A 21082-nucleotide genomic window follows, 5' to 3' on the forward strand; every position below is an offset into this window, starting at 1 on the left:
CCGGCGTGCTCCGCGGCGCCGGGCGTCAGCGATGCCTACGCAATCGTTCGGCCTCTATTCAAAGCGGAACATGCGTTTCCAGTCGTCCTTCATGCTGACCACGATCCAGCCATTGGAGTTCGCTGCGTCGAGCGCCTTGTCGAGTTTGCCGAATGAGGACTTCCGATCGTATGCATATTCCCGTTCGGCATCGGTGTGATGCACGATCAGGCCGAAGCGTTTCCCCGATGATTGCGTCGCCCATTGCAGCATCTGGAAGTCGCCGTCCGAATTGCCGAAGGCCGCGATCGGCCGGCGGCCGATATGCGAGTTGATGCCGACCGGCTTGCCGGGTCCGTCGTCGACGAGATCGATCGCCGGCAGCCGGATCAGTGTCGGTTTCCCCTTGTCGATCTCGAACTTCGTCTTGATGCTCGATCCGACGACCTGCTCCGGCGGGATGCCATAGGCCCGCTCGCTCCATGGCCGCATGAACTCGATGCCGCCGCCCGAGACAATGAAGGTCTTGAAGCCATTGGCCCGCAGACAGGCGAGCAGTTCCAGCATCGGCTGGTAGACGAGATCGGTATAAGGCCGGTTGAACTTCGGGTGACGCGCCGACTTGATCCAGTCGCCGGCGATCTGCGCGAACTCGGCCGTTGTCATGCCGGCATGGGTCGCCATGACCAGTTCGACCAGGCCCTTCTCGCCGGCCTTGGCCAGCGCTGCGATGTCGTTGTCGAGAACCGCCCTGAACGGCTGCTTCTGCTTCCACTCCGGATGTTTGGGGGCGAGGGCCTTCACCCGGTCGAGCGCAAACGCAAGCTGCACATACATCGGCTGCTCGCACCACAGCGTGCCGTCATTGTCGAATGTCGCGATGCGTTCCGGCGCCGGCACGAAATCCGGCGCTCCTTCCTTGGTCACCGCGGCGACGAAGTCCAGGATCGACTGCTTCGCCCGGCCGTCATTCCAGGAAGGAAGAGGATCACTCTGCGCGCGTGCGATACGGCCGGAGACCGACAGCGTGGCCGCCGACACCAGCAGACCGGCCAGGATCGTACGGCGGTCAACCAAGCTTCCGTTCACGAATCTCCGTCCTCCACTTCAGCCGTTCAGAGAGGAACGACCCCCGAGAGTGGGGGCCGCTCCATTTGCATCGATCAGTTGCCTGTGGGCAAGCCAATCTGGAAGCCGTCCTTGGCGAGTTGATCCCTGAAGAACGCGAAGCGCTCATACTGCTGGATGGTGATCGGTCCCGCGTAGGTCTCGCTCTGAATCTTCCGTGGCGGATACTTCACATAGGTCTGCATCAGATCCTTGATCGCGGCATTGATCGAAACCAAGGACCAGGTGTGCTCCGTGTAGTTGTTCATGAAGATGTCGTAGCGCTCCTGCGGGTCCTGCCAGAGATCGAAGACCTGCGGAACGGTCGCCACGTAGGACTCCGGTCCCTTCCAACCGAGGTTGCTGTCTACCGCGAGGCCGCCGGTCTTTGCGCCATTGTCGCCGCGCAGATTGAACACCGCTTTGTAGTTGCCGACACGGGCTGCGCCAGGCGAGAGCTCGGATTCCGTGAAATAGAACCAGTTCTTGCGCTCGGACTTGCCGGTTCCGAACAGGATCGGCGACATGTCGATGCTGTCGAAGATGATCGGCTTACCCTCGCGATCGTTCTCCGGCAGCTTCACGCCGGCGAGCTTTGCGAAGGTTGCCATGTAATCGAGGCCGCCGACGATGTCGGAATTCTTCGTGCCGGCCTTGATGCCTGGGCCCCATGCAAGGGACGGGACGCGGTTGCCGCCCTCGCGAACCGTGCCCTTGGTGCCGCGGAACGGTGTGTAGCCGGCGTCCGGATAGACGTCCTGCCAGGCGCCGTTGTCCGTCGTCCAGAACACATAGGTGTTCTTGTCGAGGCCGAGGGACCGCACCTTGTCCATGATACGGCCGATACGCGTGTCGTTCTCGACCACGGAGTCGGCATACTTGCTCTTGGACATCGACTTGCCCTGGAATTCGGGCGCCGGCATGTTGGGCTGGTGCACCTTCATGAAGTTGATGCTCATGAAGAACGGGCCCGATGACTTGTTGCGGTCCAGATACTCGAGCGAGGCCTTCTCGACGTAGTCGTCGAAGAAGGGAATGCCGACCACGCCCTTGTCCGGCGTGTTGACGTACTGGCCGTTGATCTTGAAATCTTCCTTCGCCGGCTGCCCGGCATTTCCGGAAAGTGCGCCTTTGGTGACCTTCTCGAACATCGCCCTCAATTCGGGGTCCATGTCGGGAAACCAGGTCGGATCGGCGTAGGTGTACGCATTGAGATGATAAAGGCCGGCATACTTCATCTCGTCGTAGCCTTGCGCGCTCGGCAACGCATAGTCGGCCTCGCCAAGGTGCCATTTGCCCGTGAAGAACGTTTTGTAACCGCCGGTCTTCAAAACCGAGGCAAGCGTCCATTCCGCCGCCGGCATGCCGCCGCCCTGGCCCTGGAACGCGACGGTCGTCATGCCGCTGCGATTTGGAATTCGGCCGGTTTGCACCGCGGCACGTCCAGGCGTGCAGCTCGGCTGCGCATAGAAGGACATGAATTGCAGTCCTTCATTCGCGAGACGATCGATGTTCGGGGTTGGCATGCCGCGATTTTCGCCGCCGCCATAGGGCCCGGAGTCACCATAACCGAAATCATCCGACAGGATCAGGATGATGTTCGGCTTTGCGCCGCCGGCCGCGCTCGAGGGTTGCGTGGTCCCTTGCGCCTGGGCGGTCTCGATGGGCGCCATCGCCGAGAAGGCGGCGATGGTGGCGAGCGAACTCGAGGCCGCGAGCAGGTTGCGGCGGCTGAAGGTGTCTGTCGTTGTCTTCTCAGTCATCACTTTCTCCCTGAACGTGTAATGCAGCGAAATCCGAGATGGCTGGTCGACGTATCGATCGGCTCGGCATGGCGCGCCGCCGGTCGATAGCGCCGGCAATAGTTCGGCGCGCAGAGATGCGAGCCGCCCTTGATCACCTTGCGCGGTATCCTGCTAAGCGGCAGCGACGGATCGTGGCTGTCATGCTCGCAGCCGCCCCGCGGGTTCTGGGGAATGCAGCAGGCCTTCTTTGCATCGGCGCGGTGTTTCGGAGCCCACCAGTCGCTGGTCCACTCCCAGACATTGCCGATCATGTCGAACACGCCATAGCCGTTCGGCGGATAGGTCATCACCGGCGAGGTGCGCGCATGGCCGTCCTCGCACCGGTTCTCGAACGGAAAGTGACCTTGCCACGTATTGGCTTGATGCACGCCGCCCGGCACAAATTCATCGCCCCAGGCATACTCGGCGCCATCGAGGCCGCCGCGCGCAGCAAACTCCCATTCCGCTTCCGTCGGCAAATCCTTGCCGGCCCATCGCGCATAGGCGAGTGCGTCAGCATGGGTGACATGCACCACGGGATGGTCGTCCAGCGACTTGATGTTGCTTTTCGGGCCATAGGGATGGCGCCAATTCGCGCCCTTGAGCAGCGTCCACCATTGGCTGTAGTCGCGCAGATCGACCGGATAATCCGGGGGCGTGAAGACGAGCGAGCCGGCGAAGATCAAATGCGGCAGCGCATCCGGATAGTCCTTGGGGTCCGGAGCGACCTCGGCGAAGGTGACGTGGCCGGTGGCACGCACGAACTGCTTGAATTGCCGGTTCGTCACTGGAGTGCGGTCCATCCAGAACCCGTCGACGCTCACCATGTGGGACGGCGCTTCTTCCGGATAATGCCGATCCGATCCCATGCGAAACGTGCCGCCGGGAATGAAGACGCTGTCTGACGCGCCGGTTTCGTCCACGTTCGCGATCGGTCTCTCGGCAATATTCAAGAAGGTTGCCTCCAGTTACTCGTTGCGGCCGATTGCGTGCTTGGTCGGTTCGGCGGCCTCGCTGCGCAGGTTCTGTGTGACTGACCGATCGCAGCACGCAGCATGCCCGCGGCAAGCACGCTTGATATCGAAAGGTTGACGAGAATCGTATTTTTCACGCACTGCTCCAGTTATGCGAACGCCCCCTCGATCACGGCCGGTTCAGATGAACCAGAGCCTCGGCTTCCAGTTCGGCAACGAGCCGTTCGTAATCCGCGGCCTTCCGACTTCCTTCGCGGTCTCCTTGCTTTGCCGCTTGTTGCCAACGACGAAGCGCTTTCACAGCTTCGTCATAATCTGCGCAAATCGCTCTAAACTGCGCGTCGCGATTGAAGCAGCGCCGAATGTCAAGTTCGCGCAGCGGAAAGCGGGTCACAATCGCGCGGAACTCCTCCATGATGAACTCGCTTGTGGCCAACGTGACCTTTGCTGCTGGTTCATCGAGGCTTCAAGGTACGAACATGTTCGTACACGGCGCGACGCTCGTTGAGCGCGCCGTCTCAGGCGCGACGGCTTCAAGGCCGATGCGACCAGCTGTCGCTGCAGTCGGGAACTCGTTGTTCCGACGATTGAAAGCTGTCGCGTCAGCGCCGGCTGCTTGCTTCGCTTACGAGTTGCAACATGTACTGAGAAAGCCTACCGTCAACCGACGATTGGGGTTGCCGGTTGATGCCTGATGTACCCTTCGCTCACGATGCCGTCAGCGGCTCATCCGATATCCCGCGTTGTGATGATTCCGCGGTGCCGCCGGCGCATGTAGCGAAAGAGCTGGACCGCATCCTCTCGAGTCCGCATTTCCAGGCGAGCGAACGGCGGCAAGCTTTCCTTCGTTTCATTGTCGACGAGACGCTTGCAGGCCGCGCTGATAGCCTGAAGGGCTACACAATTGCCTTGGCCGTGTTTCGGCGCGACGACTCTTTCGATCCCCAGGCTGACCCTGTCGTCCGTCTTGAAGCTCGACGATTGCGCCGCGACCTCGATAGCTACTACGTGGATTCGGGCCGCGATGATCCGGTACGCATCACAATTCCAAAAGGCTCCTATGTGCCCCATTTTGAGTGGCACAAAATGCATACTGCCGACGCTCCATCTCGCGAGCCTGCTCTTGAACTGCACGATGATTCGACAACTGCTGCTGCTACACGTGCGAATTGGACGACCAAGCCTGGCATCAGGCGCTATGGGCCCGTCGCTGCCGCGCTGGCAGCCGGCGTGGTGGCTTGGATATGGCTTGCAGCAAGACCGCCTCCGTCCCCAATGACGCCACGCGAACCCGCGGTCCTCGTGATGTCATTCACGCCACTGACTCCCGGGGAGAACACGCGGCTCTTCGCCATCGGCATGGGACAGGAACTGACCAGCAACCTGTTTCGCTTCGGAGGATTCCGGCTCTACACGTCGCCGTCGAATGCGCTCTCCGCAAAAGGCGACGAGGCGCCCCAACCTGGTCGTCCTCTCGGTGCTTCCTATGTCGTCCGTGGAAGCGTTCAAACGAGCGCCGAAGAGGTGCAAGTCACAACGACTGTCTTCAACGCCGAGAACGACGAGATCGTATGGATGCGGACATATGCTCGACCGTTCGATCCTCAGTCGCTCATGAATGTCCAGCGCGAGCTCGCAAGCGAGATCGCAACCGTCGTCGGCCAATCCTACGGCGTGGTTAGAAACGACATTCGCGCGGATCCACCGAGGAATATGGAAAGCTATCTCTGCGTCCTGCGCGCTCAGGCCTATCGCAGCACTTTCCGGCGCGTCGACTTCGATCCGGCCATGCAGTGTCTTCAGCAAACCGTTCAGCGGGATCCGCAGTATAGCGATTCATGGGCCATGCTTGGATGGCTGCATCTCGACGCCGGACGGTTGGGCTATTCAGCCGACGGCAATCCGCAAACGGAGTATGACAAGGCCCTTGAGGCAACGTCGCGCGCCATCGCCCTGCAGCCGAACAGTCCCCTGGCGCTGAAGGCCCTGGCTGCGGCCTACCATTTCACGGGACGTTACGCCGATAGTGATCGCATCAGCCATCTGGCGATCGACCTCAACCCCAACGATCCCGACATTCTTGCCCAATTCGGCTGGCGTCTCGCCATCCGCGGGAACTTCTCGGAAGGCGTGCCGATGCTCAAGCGCGCGATCGAGCGCACGTTGCATCCGCCAGCCTGGTATCTTCATTTCATCGCGGTCGACCTTTACTTGAAGGGTGAATACAAGCAGATGCTCGACGTGGCCGAGACGGCATCGTTGCGCGATTCCGGATTCAGCCAACTGTTGATTGCGATAGCGAATACAGAGCTGGGGCGCCGCGATGCGACCCAAACGGCCTTGAAAGGAATGTCGCGGTACAAAGCGTTGGCCGATGATCCGGCCGGCTTCTTGCGCCGCAACGGAGCGGCGGATCAGGTTGTCGACACTCTCGTGGCCGGATTGCGCAAGGCCCAGGCTCTCGTCGCAAGCTGACCTTCCCTGCCGTTTCGGCGCCGTTCAGCCGCCATCTTCGGCTTTCGACGGCCATGCCGCCGTCGCCGTTTTTCACTGCGCATGGAATAGACCGCCCGAAGGCGGCCTTCCATGGGTTAGCGGAAACCAAAGCGGCTTACGGGCGAATGCCGTTCTTTCGCGCGCAATCCCGATAGGCGGAATAGCCCGCCGAGTTTCGGGCGGCAGTCGCCCCGCTTGTCATGTTCGCACCGCCGGCGGCAGCGGCTTCATTCGCCTGCCTGAAGCATTCAGCACGAATTGCATCGACATTCTTGCCACTATTCTTCGGAGCCGCATTTGCCGGAACCGCAACCAGCAAGACCAACGTACTAAGCACACATATCTTCCACATAGTCGTCTCCCTGTTCCCTGTAGTGGACCAGCTGCCGTATCAGTTCGCCAATTTGCCGCGTCGGCAGTAAGCGTCAGCATTGTTTCACACAGGGAGGTCTTCAAGGTACGAACACGTTCGTACCTGCCTCGCGCCGCCGGGGTCCGAAGGATCGAGCTTCACCATGCCCGCGGGGGTCGCTTGCGCCCCGAAGCCACGACGCGCCGTATTGAGCATGCATCTTGTGCCAGCGTGGCACGCAGTTGAACCAACGGAACGAAGCACGTTCAGCGGGATTGGTTGGGACACCCTTGCAAGGAGTCCGGATATGCGACCAACGAAGGCTTTGCTGGTTCTCAGCTTCATCGCATCTGCAGCAATGATACTCCCTTATGACGCCCAGGCCCGGCCCAGAGGAGCCGGCGCTCGATCGGCTCACTTCCACGGCGGAGGAATGCGGCCTGGTTGGCACGGCGGCGGCACGCGATGGCATGCCGGCGGCTGGCACGGCGGCCGCGCACGTTGGGCCGGCGGCGGCTATTACCGCGGTGGCGGTTACTATCGAGGCGGTTGGGGCGCCGGAGCTGCCGCAGCCGGTTTGGCGACTGGCGCAGCCATCGGAGCCGCGACGGCCTACAACTCCTGCTATCAGACGCGAAACGTGTGGAACGGTTACGCGTATGTTCAGCAAAGCGTGAGGGTCTGTTAGGCACTTCCTCGTCCGCTATGCCTGCGCGAGTGCGTTTCGCCGACCCTGTCTGGGCCGACGTCACGCCTTCGCGCGCTACCAGTTAACGCGCAGTCCGGCTTTCCCGCCGTAGGAGAAGCCGCCACCGTCGAACCGGCTCTGATAGGAAGCGTTGGCATAAAGCGACGTGGTCGACGTGACCTGTCCGCTGATGCCGGCATTGATCTCGCCCCACAGGCCGCCGAGGCTCGCCTGGAATGGAACGAAGCCGGTGTCCGACGAGAACAGCGTTTTCGGGTTGCCGAGGAATTCGTTCCACAGGCTCGGACGGATCCAGGCCGTCAGCGTACGCGGACTGTCATCGACCGCCCATGTTCGGCCAAATCGGGCACCGATCCGGGTTGCGAGCGAATCCACATCCGCAAAGCGGATTTGCGCCGCGATGTCGCTGGCGTCGTTGATGTGGATGTTCTGATACACCAGTTGCGCCTGCGGCTCGATGAAGAAGCCGCCGGCGAACTTGAAGGGATATCCGCCCTCCACCGACGCAGCCCCACCCTGAGCACCGGTCTTGAGCGCCGGAATGCCGCGATTTGCGCTGCTCGTGATGTCGTAGAACGTGCCTTGCAGGATCGAGTCGATGTACCAGCCGGTCGGCCCGAAATGCGTCCAGTAGCCACCGAGCGTGTAGGCGGAGAAGGTGTTGTCACCCTGGCTGCCATCGAAATGGGTGACCCGCCCGCGCGCGCCGCCGATCGCGAAATACGCCCCCGCCTGGTCGCGCGAACCGTCGGGACCGTCGTGTCGATAGACATCCATGCCCGCCTGCAGCGCCAGGAAATCATAGCTGAAGTGCGGTCCGGCTTCGCCACCCAACACGCCAAAGCTGTCGCCCTGATGCACGCCGTTGACCCCAAGCACGCGACCCCATCCGACCCTGGCGTTCTCGGGATTGGCGCGGAAGCGTTCGTCCTCCTCCTCGCCCACGCGTTCATGCAGCGTGTCGAGCAGGCTGCGTCCGTACAACAGCGTCATCGCCGGAATTGCCGCGTAGAGCGAAGTCTCCTCGCGGTAGTCGGGGATATCGCCGCCGCCGCCGTCGGCTCCGCCTCCACCGCCGCCTCCACCGCCACCGCCGCCTCCGCCGCCACCGCCTCCTCCACCGCCTCCACCTCCGCCGCCGCACCTAGGCACGTTGGGCAGATTGGAGCAGTTGATGAGACCGCCACCGCCGCAGGCACGAAGATTGGGATGCGCGACACAGTCGAGGGTGTCGCGCAAATACCAGGCTTGCGGGTTGCTGGAGTCGACGCTCGAACGGAACAGCGAATATTGGTAAGGGCCGGCCAAGACGGGGTGAGACAGGCTGAAGGCACCAGGCGTCGTCGTCGCACCATTGATCGCGTCGACGACGAGGATGCCGTTGCCGGTGGTGAGCGCGCCGCCGCCCGTGGTGTTGCTGATCTTCAGGAACGTATTGCCGCCTGCCGTGCCGCCATTGATGACGAGCCTGTCCGACGGCGAACCGTCCCTGCCAAGATATGTATTGAGCCCGATGGTACCGCCCTGGCCGACATAGTTCACCGCCGTCAGCGTCTTGTAGCTCGACAGCTGCGTCGGATCGCCGACAGGGGACGTGAACTGGATGATGCTCGAAGCGTTGATCAAATTGGTGACGTTCGAGTTGCCGGTCATGGTCCAGAGCGAATTGTTTTTCAGCGCGACGCTGGAGGTGCTGCCGGAGTCGGTGAGCGCAACGCCCTGCAGGGTCGAACTGTCCGCGACGAGGTTGAGCGTGGAGCCGCCGCTGACGTTCAGCCATTGATTGTTGTTCGCGACCGCAGTCACGCCGGTCAGGCTTACGCTGCTGATGCCGCCCGGGGCGGCGATCGACGCACCGTTCGGACTGGTCATGGTGACTCCGGAGAGCGTCGCTGCACCGCCACTTATGTTGAGCGCGTTGGCATCGGCTCCATTGGCCGTGAGTGAGCCACCGGTCATGCTCAGCGTACCGCTGCTTGTCACGCCGGCCGCATGGGTGCCTGCGCCTGATGTGGTGACCGTCGAGCTGCCGTCGAGCGTGACGCTGCCCGAATTGTCAGCCTGCACTCCGCGGCCTCCGCTGCTGTTCGGAACCGTTACCGTCACGCCGCTCGCCGTGAGCGTGCTGCCGGTGCCGCTGGCCTGCAGGCCGATCTCGCCCCCGCCGCTGCCCGTCGCGGCGACGCTGCCTCCCCTCAAGGTGATCGCGCCGCCGTCGAGTGCCTTGGCACCGACATCGCCACCGCCGCCGGAAACCGTGACCGCAACGCCGTTTGCCGTGACAGTGCTTCCGGACGATTGCGCCAACAGGCCGGTTTCGCCGCCGCCGTTCCCCTCAACGCTGACAGTGCCGCCGGTCAGCGTGACCGACCCACCGGAGTCCGCGCGCGCGCCAACGTCGTTGCCGCCGCCGCCGGGCATCGAAATGGTTGTACCCGTCGAGCTAATCTGGCTGCCGGCGCCCGTTGCCCACAGGCCGGTGTTGCCGCCACCGCCGACCGCATAGGCGATTGAGCTGTTGAGCAGACTGACCGTCGCCGCGTTGGCCGCCTTCGCAGCGACGTTGTTGCCGGCGCCGTTGAGACCGATGGTGAGTCCTGTCGCGCTGATCTGACTGCCCGTTCCATCAGCGCTCAGCGCAGTTCCTCCGCCGCCGAAGGCCGGATTGATGATCGAACCCGACTGAAAGATGATCTGGCCGCCGCTTTGCGCCGACGCGGCAGTGCTCCAGTTGCCGTTGATGCTCGCCCCGGAACTGAAGATGATCGTACCTGCAGCATCCGCCAAACCACCGATACTGCCGCCATTGAAGGGATTGATGTTGACGTTGTTGGTCGTGATCTGAGCGCTCGAACTTGCGTGAACGGCAGGCGTTCCGGTCAACGTCGTATTCGCGTCGATCGCGCAGCTTCCACTCGTTGCGGAGACAGTCGAATCCGGTGCGACCGTGCAGGACTGAGCCGAGGCCGCATCAACCAGAGCGGCCGACGCAATCAAGGCAAGCGCGGCGAGCCGGAACCGGCTCCGACAGGCCGCGACTGGTCTCGGCTTATTCCTGAAGAACTGGACCAATGATTGCAGGGCGGCGCGCGTCGACGCCTGTTCCATGCGATTGCGCGCGCAAGATCCAAGGAGAGTCGAGCCGGTAAAGCACTTCATTTGCGCCGCCTTCCAAACCTGTCGTTCTCAACAACGTCAAATTGAAAAGGACGGGTTGCTTGGTCGCGGTGCAAAATGCAGGAGCGGCTACAATTCAAGATCGCAAATCATCATCCGACTATCAGGACGAAGATCAACTCGAATGTGGCGATCCGAAACGCGTGCTGCCGTTTGTTGGCAGTTGATGCTTTCGCATCACACAACTTGTGCAGTTCGTGCCAACCGTCGTGCTCTCTCGCGCACGTCCGACGCAACTTGACGCGGTCATCGGGCAGTTCCGCGATCACGCAACCTTTCATCAATTTGCATTCTCGCCTCTGTCCGGATTCGTCGGACGAATGGAATTGCCGTCCCATCGTTTGGGCATTGATCGCAGCATCCTTGCTACGCCGCGACTCCCTGCCGCATCCATGCCGCTTCTGCTGAAGTCGCATTCCAGATCGATTGGCAAGTCACGTCGATTTGATGCCGCGCACGAGATGCACAGGAACCACTTCCGGAGGTTGCATTTGGTTAGGTGCGAGAAAACGGGAACTTGCGGACTTGGCATTCAGTCATGCCAAGCTTCGTAAGTGTCGCAGCAAACCAAATCCAGGGAGCAAGCCATGATGAGTCTAAGAGTTCTTGGCGCGGCTGTGATAGTGGCGTCGGCAGTTTCGAGCCCCGCATCGGCGCAAGCGGTCTTCTCCAACCCGGCCGCCTGTTCATCTCAATTCGCCAGCGCCAACTGCCTCAACCGAGGAGCCGGGAGCCCGTACGACAGCAGGAGAGGCTATTATCAGCGGCGAGCCGCCTATCGCGAACCCGTGGGGCCGGTGGGGGCCGCTGCCGGCGTGGCCGGCGCTGCCGTCGGAACCGCCGCGGCGATCGCGACCGCTCCCTTCGACGGCTGGCGCAATTCCTACGCCGCATACGGCACCTACGATCGGCCCGCCGCGTATGGCGACTACTATGCGTGGAACGGCGACTGGAACAGTTACGCGTCGCACAACGGCATCGTCTGCAGGCCCGGCACCTTTTTCAAGGGATCCGACGGACTCCAGCACCCCTGCCAATAGGGCTCTTCTGCTCTCAGACTAATCTACAGGCGGCCTGCATGGGCCGCCTGCTCCAGTCCTGCCGGTCGCGTCGACAGCGCCTGCGCGGCTGAAGGATCGTATGCGCCCGAGCTGCCTAGTCGGATCGACGACAATATCCGGCTTCGCCCTCCACGCTGCGCCGGAACGAGCGCCTGCGGCGGAGCGATTGCTGGATGCGCAGCCCACCGATACCGACATTCAGTGCAGGTTTCGATGCGGCCCGAGCTGCTCGTCCGACTCCGCAATCATCCGATCCGACGTCGGCTTCTGATGATATGTCGGCCACTAACCTGCGCGGGAAGATCCGGCTCTGTCGAGCCGTCCACGCAGTCGAGGCAATCGACCTATCTGGGTTGGGATCGATCGATGGCCCCGCTGTCCAGCAATGGCGCGGCATCGATGTTGTGCGCGTCCATCAGCATGGCCAGCCGCTCTACTGCAGCAAGGATCATGGCCTGCTCCCATTGCGGCAACTGGACGAAGCGATCTGTAAACGTCAGGTGAAGCAAGTCGGGTGCGTTGGCCACGATGTCCCTGCCTGCCGGCGTCGCCGTCAGAAGGAACTGGCGCTTGTCGTTTGCGTTACGCTGGCGCTGCACTAGATCGAGCGCCACAAGCCGATCGACGATCGTCGTGATCGTTGCCTGACCGAACTGAAGCGCCTGCGCAATGACCCCCGGTGTGGTTTTCTCGCGCGCGTCGATCTCTCGCAACACGAGCCATTGCGATGTCGTAAGGCCGGTCGCAATGGCCAGCTGGCGACTACCGATCTCAGTTGCCCGCAGCACTCTTCGCAGGGCGCGCAGCGTCAGTGAGGCGATCTCTGATTTCATGTGGCTTTTCTTATAGCTACGGCCGCGCCGAGGCGAATCGTAACCGGTTCCAAGTCACCCCTTCAAATTTTATTCGGATAACGAAATATCTACGAAGCTTTTGATGTGAGATCTCAAGCCAATTTTCAAGATTTCGCCACTTATTTTCCTATAAGGTAAAGCGCTATATATTTCGGAGAATGAAGCGATTAATTCGAAATCTGAAGCAATAGCCGGCCCTCGGGTCGACGCTTTCGGTGGATCCTCGCCAGTGGCTTTCGACGCTGCTCCGGATGTCAACGAAGCGTTCCAGTTGAGAAAGCCGTCGCCCGCTGACGGCCCCGCGGTTACCCGCCTGGTCGCAGCCTGCGCGCCACTGGACTCCAATTCCGCCTATTGCAACCTCCTCCAGTGCACGCACTTCACGGACTCCTGCCTCGTTGCGGAACGTCACGCGCAAATTCTAGGATGGGTTTCAGGTTATCGCCCGCCTTCGGAACCGAACAGCTTCTTCGTCTGGCAGGTCGCGGTCGCGAAGGCGGCGCGCGGCAAAGGCCTTGCTCAGCGCATGATCAACGCGCTGCTGGATCGCCCTTCCGCCGAAAGTGCCAAGTATCTCCTCACCACAGTGACCGACGACAACGCTCCATCCTGGGCATTGTTCAACGGACTGGCCCGCGCGTGGGGCGCTCCGCTGATCCGCAGTGTGATGTTCGAGTGCGACGCGCATTTCGCCGGTAAGCACGCCACAGAGTGGTTGGCCCGCATTGGCCCCCTGCCAAACCGACAGCCCGGAGCCAGAGATCAGGAGAACTGACGACATGACCACAACAACCACACTTGCTCGCCATACACGACCCAAGCCGACCAGCCATATCCCGGACCGATCCATTTACGAACGCCGGGAGTCGGTCGTGCGGAGCTATGCGCGCACCATGCCGCGCCAGTTCAGCCGAGCTGACAATGTCTGGATGTATGATAATCAGGGCGGACGCTATCTGGACTTCCTGTCGGGATGCTCGACGCTTAATTACGGACACAATCATCCCGCGCTGAAGCAAGCGCTGATCGACTACATCTCGACTGACGGCATCACGCACGGGCTTGACCTGCATACCGACGCCAAGGCGGAGTTCCTCGAAACATTCGAGTCGCTGATTCTGAAGTCACGCGGGCTGGACTACCGCGTGATGTTCACCGGACCGACCGGCACTAACGCGGTCGAGGCCGCCATCAAACTGGCCCGCAAGGTGACCGGCCGTGGACTGGTGATCGCTTTCACGAACGGTTTCCACGGCATGACCCTCGGTGCGCTGGCCTGCACCGGCAATGCCGCCAAGCGCACCGGCGCGGGCGTACCACTCAGCCATGTCAGCCACGAGCCTTACGATGGCTATCACGGCCCGGATCTCGACACCGCCGCGCTGCTGGAACGGCGGCTGTCCGACCCTTCCAGCGGGCTCGATGCGCCGGCCGCGATTCTAGAGCATTTTCCACATGATGTGGATCATCTGGTGTATCCAGCATGCCTAAAGTAGTTGGCACACATCTGCGGCGCAAACGACTTGACGAGTTTGCCGATGAGTTTGAGCAGGGCTTGGACCGTGCGGGTGGCGCCTTTGCGCAGCGCAGCTTTCAACCGGGAGAAGGCCTGTTCGATCGGATTGAGGTCGGGCGAGTAGGCCGGCAGATAACGCACGCGGGCGCCGACAGCCTCGATCGCCTCGCGGACACCGGCGATCTTGTGAGTGCGCAAGTTGTCCATGAAGACGATGTCGCCCTTGCGCAAGGTCGGCGCCAGGACTTGCTCGACATAAGCCAGGAACGAGGGCCCATCCATTGCACCGTCGATGACATAGGGCGCCGTGAGGCCATCGATGCGCAGCGCGGCGACAAGCGTCAGCGTCTTCCAGTGACCATGGGGCACGCCAGAGACGAGGCGCTCACCGCGAGGAGAGCGCCCATAGTGCCGGACCATCTTCGTCGTGACCGCAGTCTCGTCGATAAAGATGAGGCGCGGTGCACGCAGCTTGGGCTGCTCGGCTTTCAGCGCGGCACGCTCGGCAGCGACGTCAGGTCGATCCTGCTCGGCGGCGTGCAGTGTTTTTTTTGAAGGTGATGCTGTGACGGTCGAAGAAACGCCAGATCGAACCGATGCCGGCCTTTTGCTTTCTCTGAGAGCGCAGACGCGCGCGGATCTCCTCGAGCGTCAGGTCCGGCTCCGCGGCGATCAGCTCGATCAGCCACTGCTTGTGCTGCTCCAACGGCGAGCGGCTGTGCCCGGTGCCGGGCTTGGCCTCAACGTTTCCGGTCTTCCTCCAACGATCCATCCATCGGATCGTAGTCGAAGCGCCGAGATTGAGAATGCGCGCAGCCTCACGTGCGCTTTCGCCGGACTCAACAAGCTCAACCGCACGCACCCTGAGGTCCTTGGAGTATCCCTTCGCCATCGCATGCCCCGCATGTTGTCGCGGGCAACACCGAATCTGATTTGCGTGCCCGTGGGAATCCCCTTTGACTGTTCCGATTCACCTCAACTGGAAACCGCTCTAGTCGAGACGGTTCAGGGCGAAGGCGGTCTCAACACCGCATCGCCGGATTGGCTGCGTGCAATCGCCGATATCGCAAAACGCCACGGCGCACTCCTTATCGTCGACGATATTCAAGCCGGATGCGGACGCACCGGTCCGTTTTTCAGCTTTGAAGGCATGGGTTTTACGCCCGACATCGTCACCATGGCAAAATCGCTGTCCGGCATGGGGCTTCCCTTCGCGCTGACACTGTTCCGACCCGAGTTGGATCAATGGTTGCCCGGCGAACACAACGGCACGTTCCGGGGCAACAATCACGCCTTCATCACGGCCACCGCGTCTCTGCGGAACTTCTGGAAGGATGACGAGTTCGAGCAGGACGTCCAGCGCAAGGGACGATTGCTCGCACGACGCCTGGATGCCATCGCTTCTGGATTCGGCCTTTCGACACGCGGCCGCGGCATGATGCGCGGCATCGACGTCGGGTCCGGTGAAACTGCCGATGCCATCACCAGCGCCTGTTTTGCCGCCGGACTCATCATCGAAACGAGCGGCGCACACGACGAAATCGTCAAGGTGCTTGCACCTCTCATTATCGACGACGCCGCTCTCTCGGCCGGCCTCGACATCATCGAGGAGTCGGTCCGCGCGGTGCGGACCGGCAGCTACGGCATTGCAGCCGAATAACGAAAGGAAAGAACAATGATCGTTCGTCAACTCCGCGACATTCAAAAGACCGATCGTCTCGTCAAATCGAAGGGCTGGGACAGTGCCCGCCTTCTGCTCAAGAGCGACGGCATGGGCTTCTCTTTCCACATTACGACGATGTACGCGGGCGAAGAACTCAAGATGCACTACCAGAACCATCTCGAGGCGGTTTTCATACTGAAGGGAACCGGGACCATCGAAGACCTCGGGACCGGCGAAACGCACAAGCTCGCACCGGGCATCATGTACGCACTCAACAAGAACGACCAGCATATCGTTCGCCCGGACACTGACCTCCTGACGGCCTGCGTGTTCAACCCGCCGGTCACCGGCCAGGAAGTGCACGATGAGACTGGTGCCTATCCGACTGATGTCGAAGCGCCGCGCGAGGCGGCCGTTAACTCCTGAAACAACTGAAAGAGGGAAAGGCATTGACAGACATTTACCCATCCCGTCTCACCTCGGAGGCCCAGATGCTTCCGCGTCTCGATCCCGTTATTCATAGCGACTGGAGCGAGAGCGCACCGCTAACGCGGCAGCAGGCCGAGCAGTTCGATCGCGATGGCTTCCTCGTGCTCAAGGATGTCCTCTCTCCCGAGGAAGTCGACCACCTGCAGACGCAGGCAAAGAAACTGCTATCGAGCCCTAACGGCCTCAATCCGGAAACGATCATCGCCGAGCCGGACAGCCAAGAAATCCGTTCGGTCTTCGAGATCCACTCTCAGAGTAGAGTGATCGGGCGCCTCGCCGCCGACGCACGCTTGTCAGGCATCGCTCAGTTCCTGCTGAACGACAAGGTCTACATCCATCAGTCACGCCTGAACTACAAGCCCGGCTTCGAAGGCAAGGAGTTCTACTGGCACTCCGACTTCGAGACTTGGCACGTGGAAGACGGCATGCCGCGCATGCGAGCACTCTCCATGTCAGTCCTGCTGGCGGAAAATACGCCGGACAATGGCCCCCTGATGCTGATGCCCGGATCGCACCGCGTCTTCCTGACCTGTATTGGGGCGACGCCGGAAGACCACTATCGCACGTCACTGAAGAAGCAGGAGTATGGCGTGCCCGACCGGCAAAGTCTGACCGAGTTGGCGCACCGCCACGGCATCGTGGCGCCGACCGGTAAGGCGGGCACGGTGGTGATCTTCGATTGCAACACGATGCACGGATCGAACGGCAACATCACGCCATTTCCACGCGCTAACGCGTTCTTCGTCTATAACGCCGTGAGCAACCGGCTGCAGGCGCCATTCGGCGTCAAAAAACCGCGGCCGAGCTTCGTTGCCGCGCGCAGCGACCCGAAAGCTCTCGTGCCTCAGCACGGCCCGTTGATGGAGGATGCTCTCGCATGAGCGGTTTTCATAGTGTCGAGAAGATCGGCGGCACATCGATGGCCGCGACTGGCACGCTATTCGACGACGTTCCGATCGCGGAGCGCAAGGGCGAGGACCTTTACAATCGCGCCTTTGTCGTCTCCGCCTATGCCGGGATGACTGACCTGCTGCTGGAGCACAAGAAGACCTACGAGCCTGGTATCTATGCACGCTTTGTTGCCGATGACGGCGCGGACGGATGGCGTCAAGCGATGGCCGACAGCGACATCGCTTGGCCAGGCTTGGTGTTCGATGCGCTGCGAGCCCTCGATAACGCACGAATCGACGTGATTGCGACGCGGCATCAGATTCGCAATGCTGACGTTCAGTTCGTCGTGACCGTTTGCCACTTCGATGCTAGCGCTAGGGTTCTGCATCGTGTCCCGGTGGAGGCCGACGGGGAAGCGGAAGGCCGGCGCGCGGCCTGACGGCGCGCGTCGCAATCGTCATGCTTGCGGCAATCTCCCCGGTTCGTAGCCTGCTGCTCGCCATCTTTATGCTCATGGCGGGAAGCGGGTTTATGGCGACGCTCCTGAGTTTGCGGCTCGAGCGGGCGGGACAGGGCACGATCGTGATCGGCGCGGTGGCGACCGCCTATTTTGCCGGGCTGGTCGTCGGAGCCCTGCGCTCGGGACGTATCGTCCGGCGCGTGGGACATATCCGCGCCTTTGCGGCGTTCGTTGCGCTTCTCTCCGCGAGCACGCTCGGCTACGCGCAAATCATCCACCCTCTGCTCTGGTCGGGACTGCGGCTGATCGACGGCTTCTGCGTCGCCGGCGTCTTCGTCTGTCTCGAGAGCTGGCTAAACGAACGCGCTGACGCGGCCTCGCGCGGCAGCATTCTAGCGGCCTACATGGTTGCACTATATTGCGGACAGGCGGTGGGACAGTTGCTGCTAGGAGCCAGCGGTGATTTGCCTGCTGTTCCGTTTCAACTAGCCTCAATGCTAATCTCGCTCGCGATCATTCCACTTTGTCTCACACGCAACTCGGCGCCGCCGCCTGCCGAAGCCGCGGCGTTCGGAACCCGAACACTCTTTGCCGCATCTCCCCTCGGTGCTGTCGGAGTAATGACGACCGGCTTGATGTTAGGGGCATTTTACGGATTGGCCGCAGTGCAGGTTCGACGCCTAGGGTTCGATTTATCGCAGACAGCCCACTTCATGATGATCGTGATTCTTGGCGGCGTGATCCTGCAATGGCCGCTCGGACGCATTTCCGACCGCTATGATCGTCGCCAGGTCATCGTGCTCAGTTTCGCGGCAACCCTGTGTATCAGCTTGGTCATCTCCTTTCTCTCGTCGGTCGGCCCGTGGCTGCTGATTCTCGGAACAATGTTTGGTGGCCTCAGCTTTGCGCTCTATCCACTCTGCGTGGCCCATTGCAACGACCGTCTGCACGCCGCACAACGTATCGCCGCAAGTGGACGGCTGGTGCTGCTGTATTCCGTCGGCGCCGCGCTCGGGCCGATCGGTGGAGCGATATTCATGACAGGCTGGAGCAGCGGCGGGCTTTTCCTTTTCATCGCCCTTTGCGCCGGCGGCGCGGCCGCGTTCGGCATGTGGCGGCAGACGGCAACCCCGCCTGTTCCTGCACCCGAGCAGCAGGACTTTCAGATTCTTCCACGCACGACGCCGATTGCATCGCTGCTTGACCCCAATACGCCCGACGCAGCGGTGATCGGAGAACAGCAATCGTGAATGCCCCCGTTTCCGCACCTGATCCAACTGCTGATCGCGCCACGTTGCGCCGTGCGATTGCCGCCTCTGCCGTCGGCAATGCGACGGAATGGTTCGACTACGGCATTTATGCGTATGGCGTGACGTACATTTCCGCGGCACTGTTTCCCGGCGACGTCGGGGAAGCGGTGCTTTTTGCGTTGGCCACGTTCGCGATCTCCTTCCTCATACGGCCGCTAGGCGGGATATTCTGGGGATCGCTGGGAGACCGGGTGGGCCGAAAATCCGTGTTGGCGCTAACGATACTGCTGATGTCGGGCGCGACGCTGTGCGTCGGGCTTATTCCCCCCTACAACAGCGTCGGCTTCTGGGCGCCACTGTCGCTCGTTCTTCTCCGCATCGTACAGGGCTTTTCGACCGGTGGCGAATACGGCGGCGCCGCGACGTTCATGGCCGAGTACGCTCCCGATGACCGACGCGGCTTTTATGGGAGTTTCCTGGAGTTCGGAACGCTGGCCGGCTTCTCGCTGGGCGCATTCCTGATGTTATCCTTCTCGCTCTTTCTGGGTGATCAGGCGATGCACGACTGGGGATGGCGCGTTCCGTTTCTGGTCGCCGCGCCAATGGGCCTCGTCGGCGCGTATCTGCGCGCGAGAATGGAAGATACGCCGGTCTTCCGTGCCCACGAAACCGCAAGCCAGGCACGATCCTCACCAGGCCTGATCGCCCTTCTGGCACGTCACCGGCGTCCTATGCTCGTCGTCGGCGGCCTGGTGGTTGCGCTCAATGTCGTCAATTATACGCTGCTCAGCTACATGCCAACCTATCTTCAGAGCCGCATCGGCCTGTCGCCGGATGAGGCGCTTGCGGTGCCGCTCCTCGGCATGCTGTTCATGATGCTGTTCCTGCCATTTGCTGGCCGGCTCTCGGACCGAATCGGGCGCCGTCCGATGTGGAGCTTCTCCCTGATCGGGTTGTTTCTGCTGGTGGCCCCTCTCTACATGCTCATGGGCACGGGCCTCGTCGGCGCCTGTGTCGGCTTCATTCTGCTCGGGCTGCTCTACGTACCGCAACTCGCGACCATTTCGGCGACCTTCCCGGCCATGTTTCCCACCCATGTGCGTTTCGCCGGCTTCGCCGGCGCTTACAACATTTCGACATCCATTTTTGGCGGCACGGCGCCGGCAATCAACAGCGGCCTTATCTCTGTTACCGGGAACGAGCTGATGCCGGCCTATTACATGATGGCTACATGCGTTGTTGGGCTGATCGCGCTGCGCTTCATGCCGGAGACAGCTGGACGGACTCTTTATGAAGATCCTTTCGCGCGATAGGCCTAGCTAGCACGCCAAGCTTCCGAGGCCGAGGAACGGCTGGAGCGCCTTTATGCGGCCATTGAGAGCGGCGCTATCGATGGTACCGATGGATCCGGATCCCTCAAGAACCGGATCGCCGCGTTGATGGCAAGCCGGGGTAGGGCCGTTGTGGCTCTCCATTATGCGAAGAAGTCGAGTGCACCCCCCATCCAGATTGACCCGATCGCTATCGATCGGTTCACCCGCCTGATGCGTCAGCAACTCGTGTCGGGCGACGTCGCTGCTCGGAAGGCCTATCCCGCAAGCGTGGTCGACGCGATCATCGCGTCGGAGGACCGTCGGCTCAAATGACAGCATCCGGTCCGTTTTCGGCCGAAAGGGTCAACCCAAACCTTGGTTTCATAAATCTGTTCAGGAGTGGTGCCCAGGGGCGGGATCGAACCAACCGGCTTCGCCCTCCGGGCTACGCCGGGACGAGCGCCTGCGTGGAGCGATTGCTGACTACGGTAGCAGCTGGATAATGGTAATGCCTCTGTCCTGTACAAGTACAATGGCGTCGAGCTCTTCTGCAAGTTTTCGATTCCGTTTTTCATGAAGCTTTTTGATCGGGGCAGCTATACGGTCCCAACCATCGAGAAGCTGCTTGGGGACTGCTTTGAGAACGTCGAAGGCGACTATGTAGGCGTGGGCCATCCTGATTGGTGGTCAAAGGGCAGCAAGCGAGCTTCTTAAACGCAGGTGCAATCAACGTTGTGTCGCAAGAAATGTCGAAAGCCCTGCACAAGGTCTCTACGAACACAGCTGCTCAGATTGAACTATGAATATTGCCCTATCTCCTCAACCCACCACGCTCGTCCCGGATACGCCGGGCTGCTATGTTATACGTCGGCCTAACTGACAACCTTCGGCGACGGTGGATCAGCACCTAGATAATCCCGAAAAAACTGGAGAGACTAAGCTTGGGCGCGGTGGTCTTTCATTGGGTCGCGACATCCGACACCTTCAAAGTTGAACGAACTTGGATG

Annotated in this window: 17 protein-coding genes; 10 read left to right on the forward strand and 7 right to left on the reverse strand. The window is 61.3% G+C overall.

Translation table 11 applies throughout. The features are described from left to right. Nucleotides 1–54: 54 nt before the first annotated feature. From ACVMDN_RS33415 to ACVMDN_RS33430, 4 genes are all read right to left on the reverse strand, one after another. Entirely contained in the window at nt 55–1068 is a 1014-nt protein-coding gene (locus tag ACVMDN_RS33415; RefSeq protein ID WP_076827303.1) for an HAD family hydrolase, read from the reverse strand. A 74-nt stretch (nt 1069–1142) separates the two neighbouring features. Beyond that, a complete protein-coding gene (locus tag ACVMDN_RS33420; protein ID WP_200844473.1) occupies nt 1143–2849 on the reverse strand; it encodes an arylsulfatase in 1707 nt (568 codons plus the stop codon). After that, a complete protein-coding gene (locus ACVMDN_RS33425; RefSeq protein ID WP_141342794.1) occupies nt 2849–3823 on the reverse strand; it encodes a formylglycine-generating enzyme family protein in 975 nt (324 codons plus the stop codon). The genes ACVMDN_RS33420 and ACVMDN_RS33425 overlap by 1 nt, the downstream gene beginning before the upstream one ends. A 190-nt stretch (nt 3824–4013) precedes the next feature. Beyond that, a complete protein-coding gene (locus ACVMDN_RS33430) occupies nt 4014–4259 on the reverse strand; it encodes a hypothetical protein (protein ID WP_229192917.1) in 246 nt (81 codons plus the stop codon). A gap of 272 nt (nt 4260–4531) precedes the next feature. On the opposite strand from ACVMDN_RS33430, the gene ACVMDN_RS33435 reads away from it, so the two are divergent. Continuing rightward, a complete protein-coding gene (locus ACVMDN_RS33435) occupies nt 4532–6319 on the forward strand; it encodes a tetratricopeptide repeat protein (RefSeq protein ID WP_246786640.1) in 1788 nt (595 codons plus the stop codon). 1136 nt (nt 6320–7455) lie between these two features. Here the strand turns inward: ACVMDN_RS33435 and ACVMDN_RS33440 are convergent. Then, the gene (locus ACVMDN_RS33440; protein ID WP_159109449.1) at nt 7456–10284 is read right to left on the reverse strand and encodes an autotransporter family protein; all 2829 of its coding nucleotides are present in this window, start codon (nt 10282–10284) and stop codon (nt 7456–7458) included. 881 nt (nt 10285–11165) lie between these two features. On the opposite strand from ACVMDN_RS33440, the gene ACVMDN_RS33445 reads away from it, so the two are divergent. Continuing rightward, nucleotides 11166–11618: a hypothetical protein gene (locus ACVMDN_RS33445; RefSeq protein WP_141342795.1), complete on the forward strand. Its 453-nt coding sequence runs from the start codon at nt 11166–11168 to the stop codon at nt 11616–11618. 365 nt (nt 11619–11983) lie between these two features. Here the strand turns inward: ACVMDN_RS33445 and ACVMDN_RS33450 are convergent, their stop codons facing one another. Beyond that, nucleotides 11984–12472, reverse strand: coding sequence for a MarR family winged helix-turn-helix transcriptional regulator (locus tag ACVMDN_RS33450; protein ID WP_057017678.1), 489 nt, complete (start codon nt 12470–12472; stop codon nt 11984–11986). A 250-nt stretch (nt 12473–12722) separates the two neighbouring features. On the opposite strand from ACVMDN_RS33450, the gene ectA reads away from it, so the two are divergent. Next, nucleotides 12723–13268 carry a diaminobutyrate acetyltransferase gene (gene ectA / locus ACVMDN_RS33455; RefSeq protein WP_225160841.1) on the forward strand — a complete coding sequence of 182 codons (546 nt, stop codon included), beginning with the start codon at nt 12723–12725 and terminating at the stop codon, nt 13266–13268. 4 nt (nt 13269–13272) lie between these two features. After that, nucleotides 13273–13989: an aminotransferase class III-fold pyridoxal phosphate-dependent enzyme gene (locus tag ACVMDN_RS33460; RefSeq protein WP_456834693.1), complete on the forward strand. Its 717-nt coding sequence runs from the start codon at nt 13273–13275 to the stop codon at nt 13987–13989. Here ACVMDN_RS33460 and ACVMDN_RS33465 read toward each other — a convergent pair. Next, a protein-coding gene (locus ACVMDN_RS33465; protein WP_141343507.1) for an IS630 family transposase occupies nt 13959–14901 on the reverse strand; the annotation gives its coding sequence in 2 pieces (ribosomal slippage) (nt 13959–14561 and nt 14563–14901; 942 coding nt in all). The genes ACVMDN_RS33460 and ACVMDN_RS33465 overlap by 31 nt on opposite strands. Nucleotides 14902–14913: 12 nt before the next feature. On the opposite strand from ACVMDN_RS33465, the gene ACVMDN_RS33470 reads away from it, so the two are divergent. The 6 genes from ACVMDN_RS33470 to ACVMDN_RS33495 all read left to right on the forward strand — a co-directional run bounded on the left by ACVMDN_RS33470 (nt 14914) and on the right by ACVMDN_RS33495 (nt 20075). Further along, nucleotides 14914–15669, forward strand: a complete 756-nt coding sequence (locus ACVMDN_RS33470) for an aminotransferase class III-fold pyridoxal phosphate-dependent enzyme (RefSeq protein ID WP_456834692.1) — start codon at nt 14914–14916, stop codon at nt 15667–15669. A gap of 15 nt (nt 15670–15684) precedes the next feature. Next, nucleotides 15685–16098 (forward strand): ectoine synthase, encoded by a 414-nt coding sequence (locus ACVMDN_RS33475; RefSeq protein ID WP_076827282.1) that lies wholly within the window; start codon nt 15685–15687, stop codon nt 16096–16098. 65 nt (nt 16099–16163) lie between these two features. After that, nucleotides 16164–17042 (forward strand): ectoine hydroxylase, encoded by an 879-nt coding sequence (thpD, locus tag ACVMDN_RS33480; RefSeq protein WP_283812345.1) that lies wholly within the window; start codon nt 16164–16166, stop codon nt 17040–17042. Further along, the gene (locus ACVMDN_RS33485) at nt 17039–17491 is read left to right on the forward strand and encodes a hypothetical protein (protein ID WP_057017674.1); all 453 of its coding nucleotides are present in this window, start codon (nt 17039–17041) and stop codon (nt 17489–17491) included. Before thpD ends, ACVMDN_RS33485 begins: the two co-directional genes overlap by 4 nt. Nucleotides 17492–17511: 20 nt before the next feature. Continuing rightward, nucleotides 17512–18762, forward strand: a complete 1251-nt coding sequence (locus ACVMDN_RS33490) for an MFS transporter (RefSeq protein ID WP_141342790.1) — start codon at nt 17512–17514, stop codon at nt 18760–18762. Then, nucleotides 18759–20075, forward strand: a complete 1317-nt coding sequence (locus tag ACVMDN_RS33495) for an MFS transporter (protein ID WP_199805256.1) — start codon at nt 18759–18761, stop codon at nt 20073–20075. The genes ACVMDN_RS33490 and ACVMDN_RS33495 overlap by 4 nt, the downstream gene beginning before the upstream one ends. The last annotated feature ends 1007 nt before the right edge of the window (nt 20076–21082 follow it).

It is taken from the genome of Bradyrhizobium sp. USDA 4510, assembly GCF_054059095.1.

Bases quoted from the DNA above. Each gene is read 5' to 3' on its own strand.
- ACVMDN_RS33420 (WP_200844473.1), bottom strand. From the start codon at position 2,849: ATGACTGAGAAGACAACGACAGACACCTTCAGCCGCCGCAACCTGCTC.
- ACVMDN_RS33430 (WP_229192917.1), bottom strand. From the start codon at position 4,259: ATGGAGGAGTTCCGCGCGATTGTGACCCGCTTTCCGCTGCGCGAACTT.
- ACVMDN_RS33435 (WP_246786640.1), top strand. From the start codon at position 4,532: ATGCCTGATGTACCCTTCGCTCACGATGCCGTCAGCGGCTCATCCGAT.
- ACVMDN_RS33445 (WP_141342795.1), top strand. From the start codon at position 11,166: ATGATGAGTCTAAGAGTTCTTGGCGCGGCTGTGATAGTGGCGTCGGCA.
- ACVMDN_RS33450 (WP_057017678.1), bottom strand. From the start codon at position 12,472: ATGAAATCAGAGATCGCCTCACTGACGCTGCGCGCCCTGCGAAGAGTG.
- ACVMDN_RS33460 (WP_456834693.1), top strand. From the start codon at position 13,273: ATGACCACAACAACCACACTTGCTCGCCATACACGACCCAAGCCGACC.
- ACVMDN_RS33470 (WP_456834692.1), top strand. From the start codon at position 14,914: ATGTTGTCGCGGGCAACACCGAATCTGATTTGCGTGCCCGTGGGAATC.
- ACVMDN_RS33475 (WP_076827282.1), top strand. From the start codon at position 15,685: ATGATCGTTCGTCAACTCCGCGACATTCAAAAGACCGATCGTCTCGTC.
- thpD (WP_283812345.1), top strand. From the start codon at position 16,164: ATGCTTCCGCGTCTCGATCCCGTTATTCATAGCGACTGGAGCGAGAGC.
- ACVMDN_RS33485 (WP_057017674.1), top strand. From the start codon at position 17,039: ATGAGCGGTTTTCATAGTGTCGAGAAGATCGGCGGCACATCGATGGCC.
- ACVMDN_RS33490 (WP_141342790.1), top strand. From the start codon at position 17,512: ATGCTTGCGGCAATCTCCCCGGTTCGTAGCCTGCTGCTCGCCATCTTT.